The 24816-nt window shown below is 72.3% G+C and carries 24 protein-coding genes; 16 read left to right on the forward strand and 8 right to left on the reverse strand.

Annotated features, from left to right (window positions below; translation table 11 throughout):
- Positions 1-34: 34 nt before the first annotated feature.
- Both ABZW11_RS39680 and ABZW11_RS39685 read right to left on the reverse strand, forming a co-directional pair.
- Complete coding sequence (locus ABZW11_RS39680; protein WP_355429381.1) at positions 35-2491, reverse strand: VIT domain-containing protein; 2457 nt, start codon at positions 2489-2491, stop codon at positions 35-37.
- Positions 2488-3087, reverse strand: coding sequence for a MerR family transcriptional regulator (locus tag ABZW11_RS39685; RefSeq protein WP_355429384.1), 600 nt, complete (start codon positions 3085-3087; stop codon positions 2488-2490). The genes ABZW11_RS39680 and ABZW11_RS39685 overlap by 4 nt, the downstream gene beginning before the upstream one ends.
- Before the next feature lie 116 nt (positions 3088-3203).
- Here ABZW11_RS39685 and ABZW11_RS39690 point away from each other — a divergent pair, with 116 nt between their 5' ends.
- Both ABZW11_RS39690 and ABZW11_RS39695 read left to right on the forward strand, forming a co-directional pair.
- Positions 3204-3671, forward strand: coding sequence for a DNA starvation/stationary phase protection protein (locus ABZW11_RS39690; protein ID WP_355429387.1), 468 nt, complete (start codon positions 3204-3206; stop codon positions 3669-3671).
- A gap of 267 nt (positions 3672-3938) precedes the next feature.
- A complete protein-coding gene (locus ABZW11_RS39695; protein WP_355429390.1) occupies positions 3939-4961 on the forward strand; it encodes an alkaline phosphatase PhoX in 1023 nt (340 codons plus the stop codon).
- Between the two features lie 4 nt (positions 4962-4965).
- On the opposite strand, the gene ABZW11_RS39700 is transcribed toward ABZW11_RS39695, so the two are convergent.
- On the reverse strand, positions 4966-5808 hold the full coding sequence (locus ABZW11_RS39700; RefSeq protein ID WP_355429393.1) for a helix-turn-helix domain-containing GNAT family N-acetyltransferase: 843 nt from the start codon (positions 5806-5808) through the stop codon (positions 4966-4968).
- A gap of 103 nt (positions 5809-5911) precedes the next feature.
- Here ABZW11_RS39700 and ABZW11_RS39705 point away from each other — a divergent pair, with 103 nt between their 5' ends.
- Together ABZW11_RS39705 and ABZW11_RS39710 are read left to right on the forward strand one after the other, a co-directional pair.
- On the forward strand, positions 5912-6826 hold the full coding sequence (locus ABZW11_RS39705; protein WP_355429395.1) for a beta-propeller fold lactonase family protein: 915 nt from the start codon (positions 5912-5914) through the stop codon (positions 6824-6826).
- A 52-nt stretch (positions 6827-6878) separates the two neighbouring features.
- Entirely contained in the window at positions 6879-8204 is a 1326-nt protein-coding gene (locus tag ABZW11_RS39710) for a N,N-dimethylformamidase beta subunit family domain-containing protein (RefSeq protein WP_355429398.1), read from the forward strand.
- A gap of 14 nt (positions 8205-8218) precedes the next feature.
- Here the strand turns inward: ABZW11_RS39710 and ABZW11_RS39715 are convergent, their stop codons facing one another.
- Positions 8219-9688, reverse strand: a complete 1470-nt coding sequence (locus tag ABZW11_RS39715) for a glycerol kinase (protein ID WP_355429400.1) — start codon at positions 9686-9688, stop codon at positions 8219-8221.
- Between the two features lie 152 nt (positions 9689-9840).
- Here ABZW11_RS39715 and ABZW11_RS39720 point away from each other — a divergent pair, with 152 nt between their 5' ends.
- On the forward strand, positions 9841-10866 hold the full coding sequence (locus tag ABZW11_RS39720) for a 6-phosphofructokinase (RefSeq protein ID WP_355429403.1): 1026 nt from the start codon (positions 9841-9843) through the stop codon (positions 10864-10866).
- A gap of 137 nt (positions 10867-11003) precedes the next feature.
- On the opposite strand, the gene ABZW11_RS39725 is transcribed toward ABZW11_RS39720, so the two are convergent.
- Positions 11004-11822: an MHYT domain-containing protein gene (locus tag ABZW11_RS39725; RefSeq protein ID WP_355429405.1), complete on the reverse strand. Its 819-nt coding sequence runs from the start codon at positions 11820-11822 to the stop codon at positions 11004-11006.
- A 118-nt stretch (positions 11823-11940) separates the two neighbouring features.
- Positions 11941-12927 carry an MHYT domain-containing protein gene (locus tag ABZW11_RS39730; RefSeq protein ID WP_355429408.1) on the reverse strand — a complete coding sequence of 329 codons (987 nt, stop codon included), beginning with the start codon at positions 12925-12927 and terminating at the stop codon, positions 11941-11943.
- A gap of 298 nt (positions 12928-13225) precedes the next feature.
- Between ABZW11_RS39730 and thiI the strand changes: the two genes are divergently transcribed.
- Positions 13226-14422 carry a tRNA uracil 4-sulfurtransferase ThiI gene (gene thiI / locus ABZW11_RS39735; protein WP_355429411.1) on the forward strand — a complete coding sequence of 399 codons (1197 nt, stop codon included), beginning with the start codon at positions 13226-13228 and terminating at the stop codon, positions 14420-14422.
- Positions 14423-14576: 154 nt separating this feature from the next.
- Here the strand turns inward: thiI and aroF are convergent, their stop codons facing one another.
- Positions 14577-15617 carry a 3-deoxy-7-phosphoheptulonate synthase gene (aroF, locus tag ABZW11_RS39740; protein WP_355429414.1) on the reverse strand — a complete coding sequence of 347 codons (1041 nt, stop codon included), beginning with the start codon at positions 15615-15617 and terminating at the stop codon, positions 14577-14579.
- 241 nt (positions 15618-15858) lie between these two features.
- On the opposite strand from aroF, the gene ABZW11_RS39745 reads away from it, so the two are divergent.
- The 3 genes from ABZW11_RS39745 to ABZW11_RS39755 are packed head-to-tail and all read left to right on the forward strand — an operon-like array spanning position 15859 to position 18439.
- Positions 15859-16455 (forward strand): molybdopterin-dependent oxidoreductase, encoded by a 597-nt coding sequence (locus ABZW11_RS39745; RefSeq protein ID WP_355429417.1) that lies wholly within the window; start codon positions 15859-15861, stop codon positions 16453-16455.
- A 54-nt stretch (positions 16456-16509) separates the two neighbouring features.
- Entirely contained in the window at positions 16510-17640 is a 1131-nt protein-coding gene (locus tag ABZW11_RS39750) for a histidine kinase (protein WP_355429420.1), read from the forward strand.
- Positions 17641-17698: 58 nt separating this feature from the next.
- Complete coding sequence (locus ABZW11_RS39755; protein WP_355429422.1) at positions 17699-18439, forward strand: LytTR family DNA-binding domain-containing protein; 741 nt, start codon at positions 17699-17701, stop codon at positions 18437-18439.
- 664 nt (positions 18440-19103) lie between these two features.
- On the opposite strand, the gene ABZW11_RS39760 is transcribed toward ABZW11_RS39755, so the two are convergent.
- Complete coding sequence (locus ABZW11_RS39760; RefSeq protein WP_355429425.1) at positions 19104-19943, reverse strand: deoxyribonuclease IV; 840 nt, start codon at positions 19941-19943, stop codon at positions 19104-19106.
- Between the two features lie 170 nt (positions 19944-20113).
- Between ABZW11_RS39760 and uraD the strand changes: the two genes are divergently transcribed.
- The 7 genes from uraD to ABZW11_RS39795 are packed head-to-tail and all read left to right on the forward strand — an operon-like array spanning position 20114 to position 24739.
- Positions 20114-20614 (forward strand): 2-oxo-4-hydroxy-4-carboxy-5-ureidoimidazoline decarboxylase, encoded by a 501-nt coding sequence (gene uraD / locus ABZW11_RS39765; protein ID WP_355429428.1) that lies wholly within the window; start codon positions 20114-20116, stop codon positions 20612-20614.
- The gene (uraH, locus tag ABZW11_RS39770; protein WP_355429431.1) at positions 20611-20910 is read left to right on the forward strand and encodes a hydroxyisourate hydrolase; all 300 of its coding nucleotides are present in this window, start codon (positions 20611-20613) and stop codon (positions 20908-20910) included. Before uraD ends, uraH begins: the two co-directional genes overlap by 4 nt.
- Positions 20911-21771, forward strand: coding sequence for a factor-independent urate hydroxylase (pucL, locus tag ABZW11_RS39775; protein ID WP_355429434.1), 861 nt, complete (start codon positions 20911-20913; stop codon positions 21769-21771). It abuts the gene before it with no gap.
- Between the two features lie 6 nt (positions 21772-21777).
- Positions 21778-22638 (forward strand): FAD binding domain-containing protein, encoded by an 861-nt coding sequence (locus tag ABZW11_RS39780; protein WP_355429437.1) that lies wholly within the window; start codon positions 21778-21780, stop codon positions 22636-22638.
- Positions 22638-23108: a (2Fe-2S)-binding protein gene (locus ABZW11_RS39785; RefSeq protein ID WP_355429440.1), complete on the forward strand. Its 471-nt coding sequence runs from the start codon at positions 22638-22640 to the stop codon at positions 23106-23108. The genes ABZW11_RS39780 and ABZW11_RS39785 overlap by 1 nt, the downstream gene beginning before the upstream one ends.
- Positions 23105-24490 (forward strand): 8-oxoguanine deaminase, encoded by a 1386-nt coding sequence (locus ABZW11_RS39790; protein WP_355429443.1) that lies wholly within the window; start codon positions 23105-23107, stop codon positions 24488-24490. The genes ABZW11_RS39785 and ABZW11_RS39790 overlap by 4 nt, the downstream gene beginning before the upstream one ends.
- Positions 24491-24526: 36 nt before the next feature.
- Positions 24527-24739 carry an EF-hand domain-containing protein gene (locus tag ABZW11_RS39795; RefSeq protein WP_355429446.1) on the forward strand — a complete coding sequence of 71 codons (213 nt, stop codon included), beginning with the start codon at positions 24527-24529 and terminating at the stop codon, positions 24737-24739.
- Positions 24740-24816: the final 77 nt, after the last annotated feature.

Consider the following 24816-nt stretch of genomic DNA (forward strand, 5'->3'; position numbering starts at 1 on the left):
GGCCGGGCGTCGGGCGAGGGGGCCCCGGCCTCCGTCAGGCGCGCTTCCAGAAGGGGCCGCGCCGGCCTCCTTCACCAGGGGCGCCCGGGGCGCCCGGAGTCCCGGGGTCGTACGCCGGCCTCGGGCCCATCGCCGGGCGTGGGTCTCCCGCCGGAGGCGGGGGAGTGGGGCCGGTCAGGGCCGTGAGGACCTCGATGGCGCGGGCGTGCAGGGCGTGGGCGTCCGCGCCAGGACGCTCGGCCGCCGCCAGCTCCGCCGCCAGGCGTTCCAGTTGCTCGTTCCCCCCGAGGTACGCCGCCAGTGCCGCCAGCCGGGTGCCCAGGTCGGCCAGGTAGAGCAGGTCGGGCGCGGGCAGGGCCTTGAGGCGGTCGAGCTCGGCCGCGAGCTGGGGACGCACCGACTCCGGACGCCCGCCGGCCGCCCGCCCGCGACCCCGGCGCGGCCCGCCGGGAGCCATCGGCATGGGCGCCGGCGAGGGCGGCAGGGCGCCGCCGTCCTGCGGCCCTCCGGCGAGGAAGCCCCGCTCCATCTCCATCCCGCCCGCGCTGCTCAGCCCGGGCTGCGGTGTCCGCATCCTGGCCGGGCTCGCCGGTGCGGCGGCCAGCATGACGTTCGCCCCGAAGGCGCCCATCCCCGGCGACTGCGGCGGCTCCCACCCGCTCGGCGGCTCGACCGGCTGGATGACGCGGTGCTGCGGCCCCTCGCCGGCGACCTGCCGGGTGTCCACCGCCACGTACGCCGTGAACCGGCAGAGCACGCCGTACTCCAGCGAGGTGCGCACGATGCGCTCCTCCAGGTCGTGCTCGCCCATGGCGTACCGGTCCTCCAGCTCGCGCAGGTGAGCGCGGGCCCACACGGCCCTGATGGCCGGATTGTCCACCGTGACGCCGTCCACGCGCTCCTCCCACGGCCCCTGCGCGGTCAGTCCCCGCACGGTCACCGAGGAGCCCTCGCGATAGCGCCCGTACGCGCGCAGCGGCACCCCGGGGAAGATCGACCCCAGGTGGGTGACGGTCTCCGGCTCGACCTCCAGGCCCTTGAGCGCCAGGTCGGTGACCAGGGGAGCGCCGATCCTGCGGTGGATGTGCTCCATGGCCGCGTCGAGCCGGTCCTCCGACTCGACCAGCTCGCACCGGCCCGCGCCGAGCCCCGCGAGACGGCCGAGGAACCCGGCGTTCACCGCCCTGTCGATGCCCACCGCGTGCACCCGCATGGCCGACAGCGCGCCGCCCGCCTGCTCCAGGATCTGGTCCTCGTTGCCGACCTGCCCGTCGGTGACGAGCACGACGACCCGCTCGCGGCCCTCCGACCGGCCGTCGAGCAGCGCGACGGCCCGCCGCAGCGGCTCCAGCAGCTCGGTGCCGCCCCGGGCGTCCACCCTCGCGAGATGCTCGACCGCACGGTAACGGTTGCGGTCGGACGCCTCCACCAACCCCTCGAACGCCTCCTCCACCACCGAGTCGAACGTCAGCACCGCGAACCTGTCGTGCGAGGTCAGCGTGTCGACGATGCGCGCGGCGGCCCGGCGGGCGCAGACCATCTTCCAGCCGCCCATGCTGCCCGAGCGGTCGAGCAGCAGCACCAGGTCGCGCGGCGTGCGGGCGCCCTCCAGCGGCGGCGGCAGCACGGTCAGCGCGAACGTGCCCTGCCCGTCCACCTGCCCGTCCACCCGCCCGTCCACCCGCCCGTCCACCTGCCCGTCCAGCTGGAGAGCCGTGGAAGCGGCGAACGTCAGCCGCAGCACGAAGTCGCGGTCCAGGCGCTCGCCGGGGCGCAGGCGTACCGTGCCGCCCTCCTCCTCGACCACGTGCAGGCTGGAGGCGAGCTCGCGCAGCTCCAGCCCGGCCGCGTCCACCGTGGCCGTCAGCGACAGGCGTACGGGGTCGGGGAAGCCGGGCAGCAGCACCGGCGGGCTGATCCTGGAGGCGTCGGGCACGGCGTCGGTGTCGGGCGCCACGCCGGCACCGGCCGGCGGGCCGTCGATCGGGCGGCCGGGGATGTAGCGCGGCGCCACGACCAAGGGGAACCTGAACGTGGCGGCGCCGTCCTCGTACGGCAGCGGCTGGCTCATGCTCAGGCGCACCGAGACGCGCTCGCCGGGCAGGATGTTGCCCACCCTGATCGTGAACACGTCGGGCCGGTCCTCCTCGGCGATCGCCGCCCGCCTGCCCTCGCGCAGCGCCCGGTCGTAGTCGGCCCTGGCCTGGCCGCGCTCCTTGAGCACGCCCTCCACCACCCGGTCGTCGGCCTCCATGCGGAAGCCGGTCACCGCCGCCCTGTCGGGCAGCGGGAAGACGTACGTGGCCTCAAGCGTCACGTCGTACGGGTTCGTGAACCCCTGCGTGACCTCGACCCCGGCGATCAGGCCCGAGATGGCGGCGGTCACGTCCACGCTCTCCAGCGGCAGGTTGCCGCGCTCGGTCAGCAGCGCGCCGAACCCGGCGTCCGGCACCGGAAGGCACCGCGCGGGCTCCAGCGAAGTGATCTTCATGTCAGCTTCCTCTCTTCGAGCACCGCGAGCAGCGGCCCGGCCGCCGCCAGCACCGCCTGAACGTCCTCATCCGACAGCGCCCGCCTCCCGTCGAGCACCAACCGCACCCCATCGCCCAGCCTGACCCCCGTGACGACCCCGGCCGCCTCTTGGGCACGGGCGGCGACGTCACGCACCGGCTCCTCCGGTGGGCTACCCGGCCGCTCGGCCCAGAAGCGCGCCCGCTCCCCGCCCCCTCCGGCGGCCGGGGCGGGGCCGGGGCGGGGGAGCGACCCGTTCAGGCCGGACGCCTGCTCCAGGGTGTGGTCGGTGGCGCCGGTCAGGGTCGTCTGGATCTCGGCGATCGAGTGGCCTGCGGCCTGCATGCGCTTGACGGCCACGAGCTGCAGGAGGTGACGGCGGCCGTAGCGGGCGATCCTGCCGCGCCGGGTCAGTGGCGGGTCGAGCAGCCCGATCGTCGTGTACCACCTGATCAGCCGCTCCCCGGGCACATCACGGACCCGTCCGTTCGCGGAGTGTCCGGCGGTCGCCGCGCCGTCGCGCAGCGCGCGGGCCGCGTGCTCGGCCAGCTCGCCGATCGTCCAGGTCTCGCTCATACCTCCACAATGACACTGTCATTGTTACAGTGTCAACGTGCTCGTGTGGCGGAAGAACCGCAGGCCGAAAACCGTTCTAAAGGTGTAAAAGCCGACTGGCGGGGAGGAAAGTACGCATGGCTACAATCACCGGACCACTCACGGGCGACGCCAAGAACACCGTCGTCGAGGCCCTCCAGGGCGCCCTGGTCGATCTCATCGATCTGTCCCTGGTCGCCAAGCAGTCCCACTGGAACCTCATCGGCTCCCACTTCCGCCCCATCCATCTGCAGCTCGACGAGGTCACCGACCTCGCCAGGACCCACATGGACACCATCGCCGAGCGCATGGTGGCCCTGGGCGCCAACCCGGACGGCCGCGCCGCGACCGTCTCCCGCGAGACCAAGCTCCAGCAGCCGGACGGCGGCTGGCTGGAGGACGGCAAGGTCGTGGCGACCATGACCGACATCCTGGGCGGCATCAGCAAGCGCATGTACGAGCGCATCGCGGCCACCGAGGAGGCCGACCCGGTCAGCCAGGACCTGCTCATCGCCGTGGCGCAGGAAGTCGACAAGCAGCACTGGATGTTCCAGGCACAGCGCTGAGCCGAAGGCGCGCGCGACGAAGGAGAGCCCGGGCGTGCGGCCCGGGCTTTCGTGTGTCCGGGCCGTTGCCCGGGCCGTTGCTCGGGCCGTTGTCCGGGCCGTTGCTCGGGCCGTTGCTCGGGCCGTTGCTCGGGCCGTTGTCCGGGCCGTTGCCCGAGCCGTCCCACGCGCACCGGTGGCGAGGTTTGCGCAGAGTTTGGTTTCGCGAGTCCTTGCCATTCATGTCGGTGCGGTCGACTAGCGTGGCACCTAGAGGGAGGCCCCACGATGTCGCACAAGACTCTCCTCCGCACGGGCCCGCTCTTGCCGGGCGGCATCAGCCCGTACGGTCCGCTCGGACTTCCGGGCCCCGACGGCCTGGCGCTGCCCCCTGGGTTCACCGGCCGGGTGGTGGCCCGCAGCGGTCACAAGGTCGCCGGCCTGACCTGGCACGCGGCCCCCGACGGCGGCGCCTGTTTCCCCGACGGCGCCGGCTGGATCTACGTGTCCAACTCCGAGCTGCCCCTGCTCGGCGGCGCGTCGGCGCTGCGGTTCAGGGCCGACGGCAGCATCGGCGACGCCTACCGCATCCTGTCGGGCACCGACCTCAACTGCGCGGGCGGCGCCACGCCGTGGCACACGTGGCTGTCGTGCGAGCTCGGCCACCGCGGCCGCGTCTTCGAATGCGACCCCTACGGCGCCCGCGCCGCGCGTCCCCGGCTGGCGATGGGGCGCTTCAAGCACGAGGCCGCCGCCTGCGACCCCGAGCGGCGGGTCATCTACATGACCGAGGACGAGCTCGACGGCTGCTTCTACCGGTTCAGGCCGGGCGACTGGGGCGACCTGACGGAGGGCACGCTCGAGGTGCTGTGCTCGTCGGGCCGCTGGCAGGCGGTGCCGTCGCCGGCCGCGCTGCTCAAGGAGGCCCGCCACCAGGTCGAGGACGCCCGCCACTTCGACGGCGGCGACGGCTGCCACTACGCCGGCGGGGTGTGCTATTTCACGACGAAGGGTGACACCCGGCTGTGGGCGTACGACGCGCAGACCGCCACGCTCGACCGGCTGTGCGAGGGCGTGCGGGCCATCACCGCCGCGCCCTCCGGTGACCTCTACGTCGCCAGAGAGCGCGCCGAGATCGACGTGATCGCGCCCGACCGGGCGGTCACCCCGTTCCTGCGCCTGGAGGGCCACCACGGGGCCGAGCTGACCGGGCTGGCGTTCTCGCCCAGTGGTGAGCGCCTCTACTTCTCGGCCAGGCGCGGCCGCACCGAGGGCCACACCTTCGAGGTGACGGGCCCCTTCCGTCCCTGAGTGCTCAGGCGAGGTCGAGGGTCCACATCTCCTCGACCAGCTCGACGCCGTTCTCCGAGCCCTTCTCCGCCGACTCCAGCTCGAACCCGGCCGCCCGGTAGATGCGCCGCGCGCTGGTCAGGCAGTCGCGGGTCCACAGCGTGACGCGCCGGTAGCCCTCGTCGCGGGCATGCCGTACGCACTCCTCGACCAGCCGCCGCCCGATGCCGAGACCGCGCGCGGACGGCTCGACCAGCAGCAGCCGCAGCTTCGCCGTCTCGTCGTCCTGCCGCATGCAGAAGACGCAGCCGGCCCGCTCGCCGTTCACCTCGGCGATCCACCCGGCGTCGCGGGCGGGGTCGAAGCCGGCCACGATGCCGGCGACGAGCTGCTCGAACGCGGTGCCCCAGCCGTACTCGGCGCTGTAGAGCACGCCGTGCCGGTAGGCGACCCAGCCGAGGTCGCCAGTGCGCGGGGGCCTGATCACGTACGAGCGGGGCTCGCGCGCCCCGCCGAGCACCTGCCTGATCGCCGCCATGCCGCCGACCAGCCGTGCCTGGTCCTCCTCGGCAAGCTCGCCGAGCAGCTGCGCGATCTCCTCGCCCGAGCGCCGGTCGAGCGCCGCGAAGACCTCTGCCCCGCCGGGGGTGAGCCGGACGAGCTGCTTGCGCGCGTCGGAGGCCGAGCGCTCGCGCTCCACGAGCCCGTCGTTCTCGAAGCGGGTCAGGATGCGGCTGAGGTAGCCGGCGTCGAGGCCGAGCAGGCCGCGCAGCTCCCCGGTCTCGACGCGGTCGGTCTGCGCCAGCTCGAACAGCACGCGTGCCTCGGTCAGCGAGTACGGCGAGTCGTGCATACCCGCCTGGAGCACGCCGATCACCTTCGTATAGAACCGGTTGAAGGCCCTGATCTCAGCAACCCTTGCTTCTGTCAACGAACTCATTGCCTCAGTCAACCATAGGAGGATCCCCGCTGTGAAGCACCTGCGCATAGGCGGATACGGCCCGGGCATCGTCACGATCGATGACGGGAAGGAGCACGGCCTCGCGCGGGTGGCGGCGCCGTCCTTCCTCGCCGCCCACCCCACGCTCCCGGTGCTGTACGCCGCGGGCGAGCTCGAACGCGGCTGGCTCACCGCCTTCGAGGCCACCAGCGAGCTGACCCCCTTCGACGAGCGCCCGAGCGAGGGCCACAGCCCCTGCCACGTCGCCGTCGACCCCACCGGCACGCTGCTCGCGACGGCCAACTACGGCGACGGCACGGCGGTCGTGTACCACCTGGACGAGCGCGGCGCGTTCACGGGCGAGCCGCTCGTGCTGCGCAACGAGGGCTCGGGACCCGACGCGGAGCGCCAGGAGGGCCCGCACGCCCACCAGTGCGTCTTCCACGACGGCCTGCTGCACGTCTCCGACCTCGGCACCGACGAGATCCGCCGCTACCGCCCCGACGGCACCCGGCTGGAGTCGATCACGCTGAGCCCCGGCACGGGCCCGCGCCACTTCGCGTTCGCCGGCGACCGCCTCTACGTCGCGGGCGAGCTCGACGGCACCGTCACGCTCATCGACGGCGAGCGCCGCACCAGCGTGCCCGCCTCCCGGCAGGAGGGGGCCAACGCGCCCTCCCACCTCCAGCTCGACGGCGACTTCGTCTACGTCGCCAACCGCGGCCCCAACACCGTCTCCGTGCTGCGCGCCGGCGACCTGTCGCACGTGGCCGAGGTGCCGACCGGCGGCGACTGGCCCCGGCACTTCGCCATCGACGGCGAGCACATGTACGTGGCCAACCAGTACGCGAACACGGTCACCCGCTTCACCCTGCGCGACGGGGTGCCCGCGCCGGACGGGGAGGCGTACGAGGTGGACAGCCCGGCCTGCGTCCTGGTCATGTAAGGACTTCACCAAGTCGCGGCCGGAGGAGGCACGCCACGCCGACCATGGGCGCGTGCGCAAGGTGCTACTCGTCGTCGCCCTGCTCGTCGCCGGCTGCGGCGAGCCTCCTCCCGCCGCGCCGCGACCCGTCGCGCCGCCCGCTCCGATCGTGGGCGCGGACGTGCAGGAGTCGTGGCGGATCCACAAGCTCGGCGCCGCGCACGAGATCGAGGGGTACGCCGACCGGGTGAGCGTGCTGCCCGGCGAGCGGCTGCGGCTGCACGTCTCCACGACCGCGCCGCGCTTCACCGCCCGCGCCTTCCGCATGGGCGCCAACCCGGCCAAGGTGTGGGAGTCCGACCCGGTCAAGGGGGTGCGCCAGACGCCCGCCAAGGTCGTGGACGGCGCCGTCACCGCCGCCCACTGGACGCCGTCGCTGACCGTGGACACCGAAGGCTGGCCCGAAGGCTCGTACCTCATCAGGCTCGACGCCTCCACCGGCGCCCAGCGCTACGTGCCCGTCACCGTGCGCTCGGCCTCCACCGCGGGGCGCGTCGTCCTGGTGAACGCGGTCACCACCTGGCAGGCGTACAACCTGTGGGGCGGGCGCAGCCTCTACCAGGGCCCCGGCGGGTACGCGGACCGCTCCCGCGCCGTCACCTTCGACCGGCCCTACGACCGCAGTGGCGCCCGCCTCTTCCTCGACTTCGAGAATGAGGCGCTGGCGGTGGCCGAGCAGAGCGGCGTGCCGCTGGCGTACCTGACGAACCTCGACCTCGTCCCCGGCGCGCTCGACGGCGCCCGCGCGGTGATCTCGCTCGGCCACGACGAGTACTGGTCGCCCGGCATGCGCCAGGTCGTCACCCGGGCCAGGGACAGCGGCACCAACCTCGCCTTCCTCGGCGCGAACGCCGTCTACTGGCGCATCGCCGTGCACGGCAGGACGGTCGCCTGCGACAAGGAGCGCGACTGCCGGCTCTGGCGCGACACCCGGCCGGAGAGCGCGCTGGTGGGGCAGATGTACGACTGCTTCCCCGCCGATGGCGTCTACCGGGTCAGCAGGCCCGGCCACTGGATCTTCGCCGGGACCAAGGGGCGCAGCTTCCCCGGGCTCGTCGGCGTGGAGACCGACCGGGTGTCGCGCGGCTCGCCCGACGGGGTGCAGGTGCTGGCCGAGTCGCCGTTCTCGTGCGGCGGGCGGCGCAGCGTCACGCACAGCACCTACTACACGGCGCCCAGCGGGGCCGGGGTGTTCGCCTCGGGCACGATGCGGTGGGTGTGCGGGTTGCGCGGCAGGCGCTGCGGCCACGGCGTCACCGACTCCGCCGCCGCCTTCACCCGCCGCGTCACCTTGAACCTCCTCACCCGCTTCGCCCAGGGCCCCGCCGGCAAACCCTGATCGGTTGTGGTGCCTCAGGCGGGGTGGGCGGCGGTGCGGGTCAGGTTCACCGCGGCCTGCCAGCGGGCGTAGGCGGCCTCGTCACGCTCGCCGGGCTCGAAGCGGCGATCGAGGCGCCAGGTCTCGCGCAGCTCGGCCTGTGAGCCCCACACGCCCGCCCCCAGGCCGGCCAGGAAGGCCGCGCCCAGCGCCGTGGTCTCCTGGACGGCGGGGCGCTCGACGGCGGTGCCGAGCTGGTCGGCCTGGACCTGCATGAGCAGGTCGTTGGCGCTGGCCCCGCCGTCGGCCTTGAGCACCTGCACCGAGCCGGCCGTCATCGACTCGACCACGTCGCGCACCTCGAACGCGATGGCCTCCAGCGTCGCCCTGACCAGGTGCGCCCGGGTCGTGCCGCGCGTGATGCCGGTGATCAGCCCGCGCGCCTCGGGCTCCCAGTGCGGCGCGCCGAGCCCGGTCAGCGCGGGCACGAACACCACCCCGCCGCTGTCGGCCACCGTACGCGCCAGCGCCTCGGACTCCGGCGCCGAGCCGATCAGTCCCAGCCCGTCGCGCAGCCACTGCACCGCCGCCCCGGTGACGAAGATCGACCCCTCCAGCGCGAACGTGCGCTCACCGGCCGGGGTCTGCCAGGCCACCGTGGTCAGCAGCCCGTTCTCCGGCCTGGCGATCTTCTGGCCGAGGTTCGCCAGCACGAACGAGCCGGTGCCGTAGGTGCACTTCACGTCGCCCACGTCGAAGCACGTCTGCCCGAAAAGCGCCGCCTGCTGGTCACCGGCGACCCCGCTGATCGGCAGGTCGAGCCCGAGGAAGGAGGACGGGTCGGTCCGGCCGAGCGGCCCGAAGTTGGGCACGATCTCCGGCAGCGCCGCCTCGGGCACCCCGAACAGCTCGCACAGCTCCGGCTCCCAGCCGCCGGACGCGAGCCCGTACAGGAGGGTGCGCGAGGCGTTGGACGGATCGGTGACGTGCCGCGCGCCCGCCGTCAGCCGTGCGACGAGGTACGAGTCCACCGTCCCCACGGCCACGGCCCCCGACGTGACGCCCGCCCACACCCCGGGGTCGTGCTCGGCCAGCCAGGTGAGCTTGGTGGCGGTGAAGTAGGGGTCGAGCCGCAACCCGGTCAGCTCGCTCACCCGCGGCTCGTGCCCCGCCTCGCGCAGCCGCCCGCACAGGCCCGCGGTGCGGCGGTCCTGCCAGACGATGGCCCGGCGCGGCGCGGCCAGCGTGTGACGGTCCCACAGCACGGCGGTCTCGCGCTGGTTGGTGATGCCGACGCAGGACGGCCGCAGCGAGGTGCCGCGCAGCGCGGCGGCGCAGGCCGACAGCGTGGCCTGCCAGATGTCCTCGGGGTTGTGCTCGACCTGGCCCGGCTCGGGGAAGTGCTGGGCGAACTCCTCGTACCCCTTGCTCGCGACGCTTCCGTCCTCCGTGACGACGAGCGCCGTCACTCCCGTCGTCCCGGCGTCGATGGCCAACACGGTCACGGACATTCCTCCTCTAACGATCACGACACGACCGGGCGCCCAGGTTTAATTCCGCAGCCTCGCGTTTGGTCTAGACCACTGCGTGTGATGCCGGGCACAATGCGAGTCTGACATCAGGTCTGGTTCGTGACCCCAATCGGGAGGAACCCGCCATGCGTATTGGAGTGCTCACCGGAGGCGGCGACTGCCCCGGGCTCAACGCCGTCATCAGGGCAGTGGTGCGTAAGGGGGTGAGCGTCTACGGGCACGAGTTCGTCGGCTTCCGTGACGGCTGGCGCGGCCCCCTCGAAGGCGACACGATGCCACTCGACATTCAAGCCGTACGCGGCATCCTGCCGCGCGGCGGCACCATTCTGGGCTCTTCCCGCACCAATCCGATCAAGATCGAGGGTGGTGTCGACCGGATCAAGGAGAATCTCGCCGCGACCGGCGTCGACGCGCTGATCGCCATCGGCGGCGAGGACACCCTGGGCGTCGCCAAGCAGCTCTACGACCGTGACGTCCACGTGGTGGGCGTGCCCAAGACCATCGACAACGACCTGTCCGGCACCGACTACACCTTCGGCTTCGACACCGCCGTCAACATCGCGACGGAGGCCATCGACCGGCTGCACACCACCGCCGAGTCCCACCACAGGGCGCTCATCTGCGAGGTCATGGGCCGCCACGCCGGCTGGATCGCGCTGCACGCGGGCATGGCGGGCGGCGCCAACGTCATCCTCATCCCGGAGAAGCCGTTCGACATCGACCGGGTCTGCGAATACGTCGAGTCCCGCTTCCGCACCCGCTACTCGCCGATCATCGTGGTCGCCGAGGGCGCCCACCCCGTCGAGGGGCAGATGGAGCTGCAGACGGGCACGCTCGACGCGTTCGGGCACGTCCGGCTGGGCGGCATCGGCGAGGTGCTGGCCAAGGAGATCGAGAAGCGCACCGGCAAGGAGGCCCGCACCACCGTGCTCGGCCACATCCAGCGCGGCGGCACCCCGACGGCCTACGACCGGGTGCTGGCCACCAGGTTCGGGCTGCAGGCCATCGACGCGGCCCACGAGGGCGACTTCGGCAAGATGGTCGCGCTGCGCGGCACCGACATCATCCGCGTCGGGCTCGACGAGGCCACGGCCGAGCTGAAGACGGTGCCGGTCGAGCGCTACTCCGAGGCCGAGGTGTTCTTCGGCTGACTGTAAGCCGGTTGCAAGCGGGCGGCCGTACCGTCGAGGACAGCGGGGTTATCCGCTACAACCCCCTCGGGGTACGGCTTGCGCCGCGCCACGTCGGCGGCCCACCTGTGCGCCGCAAGCCGTACCCATGACATAGCTCAACCGCGGGGCGTGCCGAAGAGATCCACCTCCGGCGCGCCCTCAGCGTTTCCGCGGCGCAACCGCTCCTTGAACTCCGCCTCGCTGCGCAGCTCCTTCTCCGACGGCGACAGGACGACGGCGAGCAGCAGCCCCACCGTGACCAGGCTGATGCCGACGATGAGCGGCAGCAGGAAGTCGATGCCCTGCGCGCCGGCCACCGGCACCATGTCCGAGTGGGCCTGCACCGACATCGACGCCATGCCGGTGTAGTGCATGCCGGCCACCGCGATGCCCATGACGAGCGCGGCGCCGCCGATTTTCAGCGCGCCGGTCACCCGCAGCGCGAACCACAGCGCCGCCGTCGCCGCCGCCACCGCGATGAGCACCGACAGCGCGACGACGGGCGGGTCGTAGGAGACGTGGCCTGACATGTTCATCGCGGCCATGCCCAGGTAGTGCATGCCGGCCACGCCTGCGCCGGTCAGCACGCCGCCCGCGATCAGGCGGCTCGGCCGCTCGCCTCCGTGCGAGGCGAGGAACAGGCCGGCGCCCACGACGACGATCGCGAGCAGCGCCGACGCCACGGTGAGCGGCACGTCGTAGCGGATCACCGAGCCGGGCACGGAGAAGCCCAGCATGGCGATGAAGTGCATGGTCCAGATGCCGGTGCCGCCGATCGCGACGGCCGCGCCGGCCAGCCAGTACGTGGCCTCACGGCCGCCGGTGAGCCGGGCCCGCGCGGTCAGCAGCAACCCCAGCATCGAGCCCACGCTGGAGACGGCGTACGCGAGTACGGGCGTCAGCAGCCCGTGCGAGAAATGCTCGATCGGCGACATGCCCCACCCATCCCCTTACCGCATCGATGAGGGGAGTATGAGTGGGGCTCAGCTCTTCGCGCAAGTATCAGCAGGCACGGCCTTCCGCCGCGCCTGCTCACGCCTCGTGCGTTTCTCCCTAGCGGCGCCTGCCCCTGGATCGTGCGGGCTGCTGGCGGGGCGCCGGGGCCGGCTGCGGCTGGGCCGGCTGCGTCGGCGGCACCGGCTGCTGGCGTCCCTGCATGGGCTGCACCGGCTGCTGTCGGCCCTGCACCGGCTGCGGCCGGCCGGGCACGGGAGCGGCCAGCGGCGCCGGGTAGGCGGCCAGCTGCTGCTGTTGCTCGGCGTTGCGCCGGCGCAGCTCCAGCTTGGCGAGCAGCTCGGCGTCCTCGGTGAGCTCCTCCTCCGACGGGGACAGGATCACCATGAGGAGCATGGTCAGGGTGATCAGGCTGATGACGGTCATGAGCGGGACGAGGAAGTCCAGCGCGTCGGCGCCAGGGACCTCGCCGGTCACCGGGTCGACCGTGACGTGCATGGCGTACATGCCGGTGTAGTGCATGCCGGCCACCGCGACGCCCATGACGAGCGCGGCGCCGGTGATCCAGATGGGCTTCCTGACCCGGGTGGCGAACCAGAGCGCGACCGTGGCCGCCACCACCGCGATCGCGACGGAGACGCCGACGAGCACGCGGTCGTAGGAGACGTGGGCGGACATGTTCATCGCGTACATGCCGAGATAGTGCATGGAGGCCACGCCGAGCCCCGTGAGCAGGCCGCCGCCCAGCAGCGCCGGCCACCGGCCGCCGCCGTAGGAGACGAGGAACAGGCCGGTGCCGACGACCACGATGGCGACCAGGGCGGAGGCCGCGGTCAGCCAGACGTCGTACTTGATCTGGGTGCCCTCCACCTGGAAGCCCATCATGGCGATGAAGTGCATGACCCAGATACCCGTGCCGCCGATGGAGACGGCCGCGCCCAGCAGCCAGCGCACGCGTGCTCCGCCGCGTGAAGCGTGCGCCTGCGCGGTCAGCCGCAGTCCGAGCATCGAGCCCATGCAGGACATGACGTAGGCGAGCAGCGGTGTGAGCAGTCCGTAGGTGAAGTGATCCACAGCGGAGGTCATCTATCGGTCCTTGCGATTTAGGGGTTCCCGGATTTTGCCATCCCGGATGTCCTATTCGCATGGATACTGCAACTATCTGTCAAATCGTGCTGTCGGAAACATGAGAACCCCTCATAACTCTCTGGGGTGCGGGTGCCGCGCAGAGTGAGGGCAGAGTGAGGGCGGAGTGAGGGCAGAGTGAGGGGCAGAGTGAGCACAGAGTGAGGACGGTGAGGAGGACAGCGGCGCGGACTAAACTCGATGGGTCGCGACGTTGCCATCAACGGCCGCGTTCCCCATCTTCCCCGGAGGTTCCACCATGACGATGTCCGCCCTGGGCGAGCCGTGCGTTCTGCTCAAGCTGGGCGAGATCGTCCTCAAGGGCAAGAATCGCGAGCTGTTCGAACGCCGCCTCATCGGCAACATCCGTGACGCGCTCCAGAGCGTCGGCATCCAGGTCGACGTCCGCAGGCGGCACGGCGTGGTCGCGATCTTCCTGCCCGAGGGCGCCACGGCCGAGCAGGCCGACGCCGTCGCGGAGCGGGTCGCCGACGTGCCAGGACTGGTCTGGATCCACCGCGCCTGGCGGGTCGCCAAAGACCCCGACACCGTGCTCAAGGCCGGTCTCGAGCTGGCCGGCGAGAGCGAGGCGGCCAAGCGCGGCGCCCCCTTCGCGGTCCGCTCCCGCCGCCGCGACAAGCGCTTCCCGCTCAGCTCCAACGAGCTCGACCGGTTCGTCGGCGGCGCCATCAACGACGAGTACAACCTGCCCGTCGACCTCAAGAACCCCGAGCTGACCATCTTCATCGAGGTCGACAGGGACGAGGTGTTCGTCTTCACCGGCGGCATCCCCGGCCAGGGCGGTCTGCCGGTCGGCAGCAGTGGGCGGGCGCTCGTGCTCATGTCGGGCGGCATCGACTCGCCGGTGGCCGCCTACCGCATGATGCGGCGCGGGCTCCACGTCGACTTCCTGCACTTCTCCGGCATCCCCTTCACCACCTCCGAGTCGATCTACAAGGCGTACGCGCTGGTCAAGAAGCTCGACCGGTTCCAGGGCAAGTCGCGCCTGTGGGTGGTGCCGTTCGGCAAGGCGCAGCAGTCGATCCGCACCTCCGGCCAGGACCGCCTGGCCGTGATCGCGCAGCGGCGGCTCATGCTCAAGACCGCCGAAGAGGTCGCCCACCGCATCCGCGCCTCCGCGCTGATCACCGGTGACGCGCTCGGCCAGGTGTCGTCCCAGACGCTGGCCAACATCACCGCCCAGGACAACGCCGTCGACCTGCCGATCCTGCGGCCCCTCGTCGGGTGGGACAAGACGGAGATCATGGCCGAGGCCCGGCGCATCGGCACGCTTGAGATCTCCGAGCTGCCCGACGAGGACTGCTGCTCGCTGCTCGCGCCCAAGCGGGCCGAGACGCGGGCCAAGATCGAGGACCTCAAGCAGATCGAGAAGCGGCTCGACGCCGAGGAGCTGTGCGTGCAGCTCGCCGACTCCATCCAGGAGTACACGCTCTGAGATCCAGGAGTACACGCTCTGGGCCGCGCCCCGGGCCCCGCGGTGGCGGGGCCCGGGATCGCTCGGCCGGGCGTCAGACGGTGGCCGTTGCCCGGCCTGGCATCAGGCGATGGCTGGGGTGGAGGTAGCGCCGGTGACCGTCAGACGGTGACCGTCAGGCGGTGACCGGGGCGGCGGTGGCGGCGGCCGTCCTGCCGAGCAGCGGCGGGAAGTCCGTCATGATCTGCGCGAGCTCGCCCAGATCGGTGTCCACGAGCGCCTGCGGGCCGTCGCAGAGCGCCTGCTCGGGCTGCGGATGCACGTCGATGATCACGCCGTCCGCGCCCACGGCGACGGCCGCCCTGGTCAGCGGCAGCACCAGGTCACGCCGCCCGCCCGAGTGCGACGGGTCGACGATGACCGGCAGGTGCGACAGCCGCTGCGCCACCGGCACCGCCGAGACGTCGAGCGTGTTGCGGGTGGCCGTCTCGAACGTCCTGACGCCCCGCTCGCACAGCACGATGTCGAGGTTGCCGCGCTGCGCGATGTACTCGGCGGCCATCAGCCACTCCTCGATGGTGGCCGTCATGCCGCGCTTGAGCATCACCGGCCGCCCGGCCGCGCCGACCGCCTGCAGCAGCCCGAAGTTCTGCATGTTGCGGGTGCCGACCTGCAGCATGTCGACGTAGGAGGCCACCAGCTCGACGTCACGGACGTCCACGACCTCCGTGACGATCGGCAGCCCCGTCTCCTCGCGCACGTCCGCCAGGATGCGCAGCCCCTTCTCGCCGAGGCCCTGGAAGGCGTACGGGGAGGTGCGCGGCTTGAACGCACCGCCGCGCAGCAGCACCGCGCCGGCCGCCTGCGCCATCCGCGCCGCGTCGAGCGTCTGCCGGTGCGTCTCCACCGCGCACGGCCCCGCGATCAGCGTCACGGTGTCGGGACCGATGGGCACGCCGCCCACGTGCACGGTGGAACGTTCCGGATGATTCTCCCTGCTCACCAGCTTGTACGGCGTCGAGACCCGCATGACGTCCCGCACCCCGCCCATGCCGCGCAGGGCGGCGGCGTCGAGCTGCGTCACCTCGCCCACCAGGCCGACGATCGTCCTGCGCACGCCCTTGCTGACGAACGCCTCAACCCCTGCCGCCTCGACGACCGACACGATCGCCGCGAGATCGTCCGCGGTGGCCTCAGGGCCCATCACGATCACCATGTTGCCGCTCTCCTTCTCCGGAAAACACGAAAGGCCCCGGGTCCTCGAGGACCCGGGGCCTTTCGTTCGCCTGTCTGCTAGTGCAGCGTCAGATGGCGAACGGACTCGGGTCCGTCGCCATACCAAAACAGGAACGCTGCACGCATAGCCCTAAACGATAGCGCACCGCACCCGCTGCCGAGGCACGCGAGGGCCGATGGCAGGATGGCCACGAGACGGGAGAGCGGTGAAGGGAGAGTTCGTGGAGGAGTCGCGCCTGCCTCCAGGCCAGTACGTCCCACGCGGCAGACCCGTGATCCACTACGGCCGCGTCCCCGCGTTCAAGCCGGAGAGCTGGGACTTCCGGGTGTTCGGCGCGACCGCGTCGGGCGAGGAGCACTGCTTCACCTGGCCGGAGTTCGAGCGGCTGCCCCGTGACACGCGGGTCGAGGACTTCCACTGCGTCACCAAGTTCTCGCTCATGGCCAACGAATGGCGCGGCGTCACGCCGGCCACGATCATGGCGGCCGCCCCGCCCGACCCCGGCGTGCGCCACGTGATGATCTGGGCCGAGTACGGCTACAGCGCCAACCTGCGCATGTCCGACTTCACCGCGCCCGGCACCCTGTTCGCCATGGAGTTCGACGAGAAGCCGCTCAGCGCCGACCGCGGCTTCCCCGTGCGCATCGTGGTGCCCCACCTGTACGCGTGGAAGAGCGTCAAATGGGTGCGCGGCATCGAATACCTGCTGGAGGACCGCCGCGGCTTCTGGGAGGAGCGCGGCTACCACAACGTCGCCGACCCGTGGCGCGAGCAGCGCTACTCCTACCAGGAAGAACCCGGCGAAGGCCCCGACTGACTTCACCCTCCGTTCGCCCCCGTACACTCCGCGGTTACGGCTACGGTTTCCCGCATGCTGACCACCGCGTGCGCGGCGCTGGCCTGCCTGTCCTTCCTCCTGGGTTACGCGCTCGCCTGCCGCCGCCAGGCGCCGCCGCGCAGGGCGGACGCGGCGACGTTCGCCACGCTGCACGTCGCCGCGATGGCCGCCCCCGCCCTGCGCGCGGGGCTCGACCGCGACTCCGCCCGCAAGGCCGTACGCCACCTGCACACCCTCCTCGGCACCAGGGCCGTCGCCCTCACCTCGGCGGACGCCGTGCTGGCCGTCGAAGGGCCGGGCACCGATCGCGTGCTCGGCCACGCCGCGGCCGCGCTGGCCGCCGGGCGGGCGCAGGTCTTCCCCGACGAGCCGTACGCGGCGGTCGTGGTGCCGCTGACCGTGGACGGCACGGTCGTCGGCACGCTGGCCGCCATCGACGACGAGGTGAGCGCGGCGCTCGTGCGTACCGTCACCGAGGTCGCCGGCTGGGTGTCCGGCCAGTTGGAGCTCGCCGGGCTGGCCGCCTCGCGGCAGCGCGCGACGGAGGCCGAGATGCGGGCCCTGCGCGCCCAGATCTCGCCGCACTTCGTCTACAACGCGCTCACCACGATCGCCTCGTTCGTGCGTACGAACCCGCGGCGGGCCCGCGAGCTGCTGCTCGACTTCGCCGACTTCTCCCGTTACGCGCTGCGCCGCGCCCACGACTTCACCACCCTGGCCGACGAGCTGACCTGCGTCGACCGCTACCTGCTGCTGGAGCGCGCCCGCTTCGGTGACAAGCTGCGCTTCAGCATGCAGGTGGCGCCCGAGGTGCTGCCCGTGCCGGTGCCGTTCCTGTGCCTGCAGCCGCTCGTCGAGAACGCGATCAAGCACGGCATGCGCGGCCGCGGCGGCCCTGGCGAGGTGCGGGTGGTGGTGTGCGACGCCGGACCCGAGGCGCACATCACGGTCGAGGACGACGGCGCCGGCATGGACCCCGAGTGCGCCCGCCGCATGCTGGACGAGGACCCGGCCCGCGAGGGCAGCGGCATCGGCCTGGCCAACGTGGACCTGCGCATGCGGCAGATCTACGGCGACGGCTACGGGCTGGTCGTCGAGACCGCGCTGGGAGCGGGCACGAAGGTGCGGCTGCGGGTCCCCAAGTCTCTTTCTGTGGTCGAATGATTACGCTATGCTGACGTGTCTCTTGTGACCTCTGCTTTCATACGACAGCGTGGTGGACATGCTGAGAGTGCTGGCCGTCGACGATGAAGTGCCTGCTCTGGAGGAGCTCGCCTACCTGTTGCGCCAGGACGACCGCATCGAGCACGTCACGACCGCGGCCGACGGCGTCACGGCGCTGCAGGACATGGTGCAGATGATCGGCGGCGGTGAGCGGCTCGACGGGGTGTTCCTCGACATCCGGATGCCCGGCCTCGACGGGCTCGACCTCGCCCGGCTGGTCGGCGGCTTCCCCAGCCCGCCCCGGCTGGTCTTCGTCACCGCCCACGAGGAGTGCGCGGTGCAGGCGTTCGAGCTGGAGGCCGTCGACTACCTCCTCAAACCGGTCAGGGCCGAGCGTCTGTCCGAGGCGGTGCGGCGGCTCGAGGCGGCCACCTGCCCCGCGCCCGAGCCGGGGCAGGACGACGTGATCCCGGTCGAGCTGGGCGGGCGCACCCGGTTCGTGCCGCAGCAGGCGGTCTGGTTCGCCGAGGCCAAGGGCGACTACGTACGCCTGCACACCGTCGACGGCAGCTACCTCGTCCGCATGTCGCTGGCCGCTCTGGAGCGGCGCTGGTCGGACGCCGGGTTCATCCGCATCCACCGCAGCACGCTCGTCTCGGGACGGCACGTCAGCGAGCTGCGCTTCGAGGGCGGCCGGGTGACGCTCACCGTCGGCACCGAGACCCTCCAGGTCAGCAGACGCCACAGCCGCCAGGTCCGCGACCAGCTCGTCCGCCACCACCGCGGCACGCTGCCGTAGGGAGCCCTTCGGCTCGGACGGACGGAGCGGTCGCGGTGGGCGTGATCGCCGGTGGGGGTGTGATGGGGGCGGTCGTGTCGGGGGAGCGGGCGGGCGTGAAGCCGGAGGTGCCCGCATCGTGTCCCGTGGGCGTTGCGGCGTGCGGCGCCTGCGCGGTGATGGTAATGATTTCCCTGGTCACCATGGGTCGGCCGGCGCGGAGGACGGGCTGGGCGATTGTCAGGATGCATCTCCCCGGGTGACTCACGGGCCCCCCTTGCTACCGTTCGTCGCGCCTGGATGGCCGCTGGTCGTGTGACCACTCTCCGTATGGCGATGACTACAGACCGCTCAACGAGCTGTACGTGAACAGGGTATCCCCCACAAGATCGCAACCGTAGTGTTTCGGCATCGGAAGCCATCCCGGCGCATCGGGAGGGACGAGCCGGGGGGCTCACGACAGGCTCGGTGCGCCGGCTTCACCGGCGACGCGCAGGTCGCCGCGGCGGCCGGGCCCTTGACCGGGGGGTAGGGCCCGACACGCCGGATCCGTGAAGGGGCGCCCGCGTGGCCGCGATTGCGGGCCTCGCGATCCGGCACGCGGGGGCGGCCGCATCGCGCGAACGGGCGCCCCTGTCACGGCCACCCCTTCCCGCGGCGCCCCTCCGAGCTCCGGAAGAAGGGGTCAGCCGTCGCGGAGTTTCTTCAGCAGGGCGATGTCCTCGGCGTGTTTCGGGGCCTTGCCTGGAGTCTCGATGCAGATCGGGACGCCGGCGACCGCCGGGTGTCGCATCAGGTCGGCGAAGGGCTGGATGCCGATGTGGCCGGCGCCGATGTTCTCGTGGCGGTCCTTCTTCGCGCCGCACACGTCCTTCGAGTCGTTGGCGTGGACGAGCTTGAGCCGGCCGGGCGCGATCGTGTGGAGCGCGTCGAACGTCTCCTGCACCCCGCCCTCGGCGGCGAGGTCGTGGCCGGCGGCGAAGGCGTGGCAGGTGTCGAGGCAGACCCCGGCCCGGGGATGCCAGTCGAGGGTGGCGAGATAGGGCTCGAGGTCCTGGACGGTGGCGCACAACATGGCGCCCTGGCCGGCCATCGGCTCGAGCAGCAGGTCGGGCCCGCCCTCGGGGATCTCGTCGAGCAGCGGCAGAAGATGCTCATGGAGCTGGCGCATCGCGTCGTCGCGCGGCTGCGTGACCGCCGAGCCGGTGTGCACGACCACGCCGCGCGCGCCGGTCTCGACCCCGCGCCGCAACGTGTGGCGCACGATCGCGACGGAGTTGGCCAGCGTCTCGGGACTGGGCGAGCCGAAGTTGACGAGATAGGGCAGGTGGATGAACGTGGGCACGCCGGAGGCGGCGAGCGCCGCGTCCTGGTCGGGCCTGCCCTCGGTGAGCGCCCAGCCACGCGGGTTGGTGACGAACACCTGGATCATCTCGGCGCCGATCTCGGCCATGGAGGACAGCCCGCCTTTGGCCAGGCCGCCCGTGACGGACACGTGCCCGCCGATCAGGGATGTTGGGGTCATGATGGCACCCAGTTTAGGGCCGCCGGGCGACACTTCCGCAGATCAGCGCCGCCACGCACGAACGGGCCCGGGCGATTGGAGCATGACACGAAAAGTGCCCGGGTTTGTGGCCGTGAGTTGGGAGTTCTGGCGGATGGACCGGGCACGGAACCGCTGTGTGTACTTCTGCTATGGCCGACCGACTCGCGAGCTTCAACGCCCGGCCCAGGGCCGAGGCCGAGGCCGACCTGCTCACCTGCTGCGCCTCCCCGGCCTTCGCCGGCGAGGTGGCGGGGCGCAGGCCGTACGGGGACCTCGGCGAGCTGCTGGACACCGCGAGCACGGCCGTGCGGGACCTCGGCTGGGACGAGGTGCTGCGGGCGCTGAGCGCCCACCCCCGCATCGGCGAGCGGCCGAAGGGGGAGGGGAGGGAGGCGTCCTGGTCGCGGCAGGAGCAGTCGGGTGTGCCCGACGCCATGCGCGCGGCGCTGGCCGACGCCAACCGCGCCTACGAGCGCCGCTTCGGCCACGTCTACCTGGTCTGCGCCACCGGCCTCACCGGCGCGCAGCTGCTGGCCAGGCTGGAGGAGCGGCTGGCCAACGACGAGGAACGCGAGCGCGAGGTCGTCCGTGCCGAACTGGCCGCGATCGCCCGGCTGCGGCTGGCCAAGCTGATGAAGGAGGGGACATGAGCCTGTCCACCCACGTGCTCGACGCGGTCACCGGCCGGCCCGCCGCGGGCCTGCGCGTACGTCTCGAACAGGACGGCCGGGTGCTGGCCGAGGGCCGCACCGACGACGACGGCCGCATCAGGGGCTGGAACCCGGGCGCCGGCGTGCACCGGATCGTCTTCGACACCGGGGCGTACCTGGAGGACACGTTCTACCCCGAGGTCGTCGTCACCTTCACCGTCAAGGACCCGGCCACGCACCACCACGTGCCGCTGCTGCTCAGCCCGTATGCCTACAGCACTTACCGAGGGAGCTGAATGACCGTCAAGCTCGGCGTCAACCGCTACGGGAAGGCGGAGACGAGGCTCGTCCACGTGGTCAGGGACGGTCCCGTTCACCACCTCAAGGACGTCAACGTCAGCGTCTCCCTGTCGGGCGACATGGAAGCCGTTCACCTGACCGGCGACAACGCCGCCGTGCTGCCCACCGACACGCAGAAGAACACCGTCTACGCCTTCGCCAGGAAGCACGGGGTGGGCCAGATCGAGGCGTTCGCGCAGCGGCTGGCCAGGCACTTCGTGACGTCCCAGCCGGCCGTCAGGCATGCCAGGGTGGAGATCGAGGAGTACGCCTGGCGGCGGCAGGGCCCCCACTCGTTCGTCCGCGACGGCACCGAGGTGCGCACCTGCCTGCTCCACCACGACGAGGACGGCCGCACCACGGTCGTGTCGGGCCTGAAGGACCTGGTGGTGCTCAACACGACCGGCTCGGAGTTCCACGGCTTCGCCGTCGACGAGTACACCACGCTGCCGCCGGCCACCGACCGCATCCTCGCCACCGCCGTCACCGCCCGGTGGCGGCACGAGGGCGACACCCCCTCGTACGCGACGTCGTACGGCCAGGTCAGGCAGGCCCTGCTGGACGCCTTCGCCAACACCCACAGCCGCTCGCTGCAGCAGACCCTGTACGCCATGGGCGAGCGCGCGATCACCACCTGCCAGGGGATCTGCGAGGTCCGCCTGGCCCTGCCCAACAAGCATCACTTCGCGGTGGACCTGTCGCCGTTCGGCCTGGACAACGACAACGAGGTCTTCCACGCCGCCGACCGTCCCTACGGGCTCATCGAGGGCAGTGTGCTGCGTGAGGACGCACCCGACGCCGGATTCGCCTGGGAGTAGGGACCGATGGACTTCTTGCGCCCCACGACGTGGGAGGAGGCGCTGGCCGCCAAGGCGGACCGGCCCGACGCGGTGCCCATCCAGGGCGGCACCGACGTGATGGTGGAGATCAACTTCGGCGTGCGCAGGCCGCCCGCGCTGCTCGATCTCAACGGGGTGGCCGAGCTGCGGGACTGGTCGATGACCGGGGGCATGTGCCGGCTGGGGGCAGGGGTGCCGTACGCGGTGGTCGTCGACCGGCTGGGCGACGTGCTGCCGGGGCTCGCGCAGGCCGCGCGCACGGTCGGCTCGCCGCAGATCCGCAACCGCGGCTCGGTCGGCGGCAACCTGGGCGCGGCCTCGCCGGCGGGCGACAGCCATCCGCCGCTGCTGGCCGCGGGCGCGGTGGTCGAGGTGGGTTCGCGCGATCGCGGCGTGCGGATGATCCCGGCCACCGAGTTCTACCTGGGCGTCAAGCGCAGCGCGCTGGAGCAGGACGAGCTGATCAGGGCCGTGCACGTGCCGCCCGCCACGGGACCTCAGTACTTCTCCAAGGTCGGCACCCGCAACGCCATGGTGATCGCGGTGTGCTCGTTCGCGATCGCGCTGCACCCGGGGGAGCGGCGGGTCGGCACCGGGCTCGGCTCGGCCGCGCCCACCCCGCGCCGCGCGCTGGAGGCCGAGGAGCTGCTGGCCGCCGAGCTCGACTGGGAGGCGCCGCTCGATCCGGCGCTGGCCCGGCGGTTCGGCGAGCTGTGCGCGCGGGCCGCCGCCCCGATCGACGACGTCCGTGGCACCGCCGCCTACCGGGTGCACGCCATCGGCGTGCTGGCCCGCCGCACGCTCGCCTGGGCGTGGACCGACCATCTGGGAAAGAGGGCCGCCTGATGCGCGTCACGTTCACCGTCAACGGCCGCGAGGAGATCGCCGAGGACGTCTGGGAGGGCGAGAGCCTGCTGTACGTGCTGCGCGAGCGCCTCGGCCTGCCCGGCTCCAAGAACGCCTGCGAGCAGGGCGAGTGCGGCTCCTGCACGGTCTACCTCGACGGCGTGCCGGTCTGCTCCTGCCTGGTCGCGGCCGGGCAGGCGGAGGGGCGGCAGGTCCGTACGGTGGAGGGCCTGTCCGACGGCGACCGGCTCGACCCCGTGCAGGAGGCGTTCGCGGAGAGCGGGGCCGTGCAGTGCGGCTTCTGCACGCCCGGGCTCATCGTCCAGGCCCACGACCTGCTCGAACGCGTGCCGCGCCCGTCCGACGCGGAGATCAGGGAGGCGCTGGCGGGCAACCTGTGCCGGTGCACGGGCTACGAGAAGATCCTCGACGCGGTACGCCTGGCCGCCGAGCGCAAGGCGGCGCCGTGACGCTGATCATCGAGAACGTCCACATCGCCCCCGTCTCCGGCCCCGAGATCCCGTCCGGCTTCCTCAGGATCGACGGCGACACGATCACCGAGCTGGGCCCCGGTCAGGCCCCCGACGTGCCCGGCGCCGAGCGCGTCGACGGCGCGGGCTGCCTGGCCACCCCCGGCCTGGTCAACACCCACCACCACCTCTACCAGTGGGCCTCGCAGGGCCTGGCGCAGGACGCCACCCTGTTCGAGTGGCTCGTGGCGCTCTATGAGGTGTGGGCCGCGATGGACGCCGAGGTCGTCGAGGGCGCCGCCACGGCCGCGCTCGGCTGGCTGGCGCTGTCGGGCTGCACCACCTCCAGCGACCACCACTACATCTTCCCCAAGGGCCGGGGCGACCTGCTCGCCGCCGGGATCGAGGCCGCCCGCGCGATCGGGCTGCGCTTCCACCCGGCGCGCGGCTCCATGGACCGGGGGCGATCGCAGGGCGGGCTGCCGCCGGACGTCGTGGTCGAGGAGCTGGACGACATCCTGGCCGCCACCGCCGAGGCCGTGGACGCCCACCACGACCCGTCGCGCTCCTCCATGCTGCGGGTGGCGGTCGCGCCGTGCTCGCCGTTCTCCGCCAGCGGCACGCTGATGACCGAGTCCGCCGCGCTGGCCAGGGACAAGGGCGTACGCCTGCACACCCACCTCGCCGAGACCCTCGACGAGGACGAGCACTGCCTTGAGCAGTTCGGGTTGCGGCCCGTCGACTACATGGAGAAGCTGGGCTGGCTCGGGCCCGACGTGTGGCTCGCCCACGCCGTGCACCTGAGCGACGCCGACATCGCCAAGCTCGCCGCCACCCGTACCGGGACCGCCCACTGCCCCTCGTCCAACGGGCGGCTCGGCGCGGGCGTCGCGCGCGTCTCCGAGATGCTGCGGCAGGGTGCGAACGTCGGGCTCGGCGTGGACGGCAGCGCCTCGTCCGAGCTGACCACGATGGCCGGGGAGATGCGCCAGGCGCTGCTGTTCCAGCGGGCCCGCTACGGACCGCGGGCCCTGACCGCGCGGCAGGCGCTGGAGCTGGCCACGCTGGGCGGCGCGCGCAACCTCGGCAGGCAGGACGAGCTGGGCACGCTGGAGCCCGGCAAGCTGGCCGACGTGGTGCTGTGGCGGGCCGGCAAGCCGTTCCACGCCGCCGTCACCGACCCGGTCTGCGCGCTCGTCTTCGGGCCTGCTCCGCCGGTGGAGCTGGTGCTGGTGGGCGGGCGTACGGTGGTCGCCGGCGGCGAGCTGCGCACGGTCGCGCAGGACGCGGCAGGACGGGCGGGCGCCGACGCGCACCGTCGGCTGCTGCGGCTGGCCGGGGAGCGCGGTGTCACCGCCGCCCGGCAGGTGCGTGGGGACTAGTGTGGAGATATCCGGACGAACAGGAAAGGCGGTCCCGTGTCGGCGGAATCCCCAGACGAGCGGCTGGCGCAGCTCAAGAACACCTTCGCGGCCATCGACACCGACGGCGACGGCTACATCACCGAGGCCGAGCTGAAGCGGCACTTCCCCGACCTGCCCGCGGAGGCGCTAGGGGCGATGAGCCAGGAGGCCGACTACGACCAGGACGGCCGCTACTCCCTGGAGGAGTTCATCCGCACCCTCTCCTGACGAACGGCTCCCGCCCGCCCGGCCGGCGTGCCAGGGCACGGGCGGCAGGCCCTGATGGAACCGGCTTCCCCCGGCGC

Origin of the sequence: Nonomuraea sp. NPDC004580 (assembly GCF_040609855.1) — a bacterium.
GTDB classification, from domain to species: Bacteria; Actinomycetota; Actinomycetes; order Streptosporangiales; family Streptosporangiaceae; genus Nonomuraea; species Nonomuraea salmonea.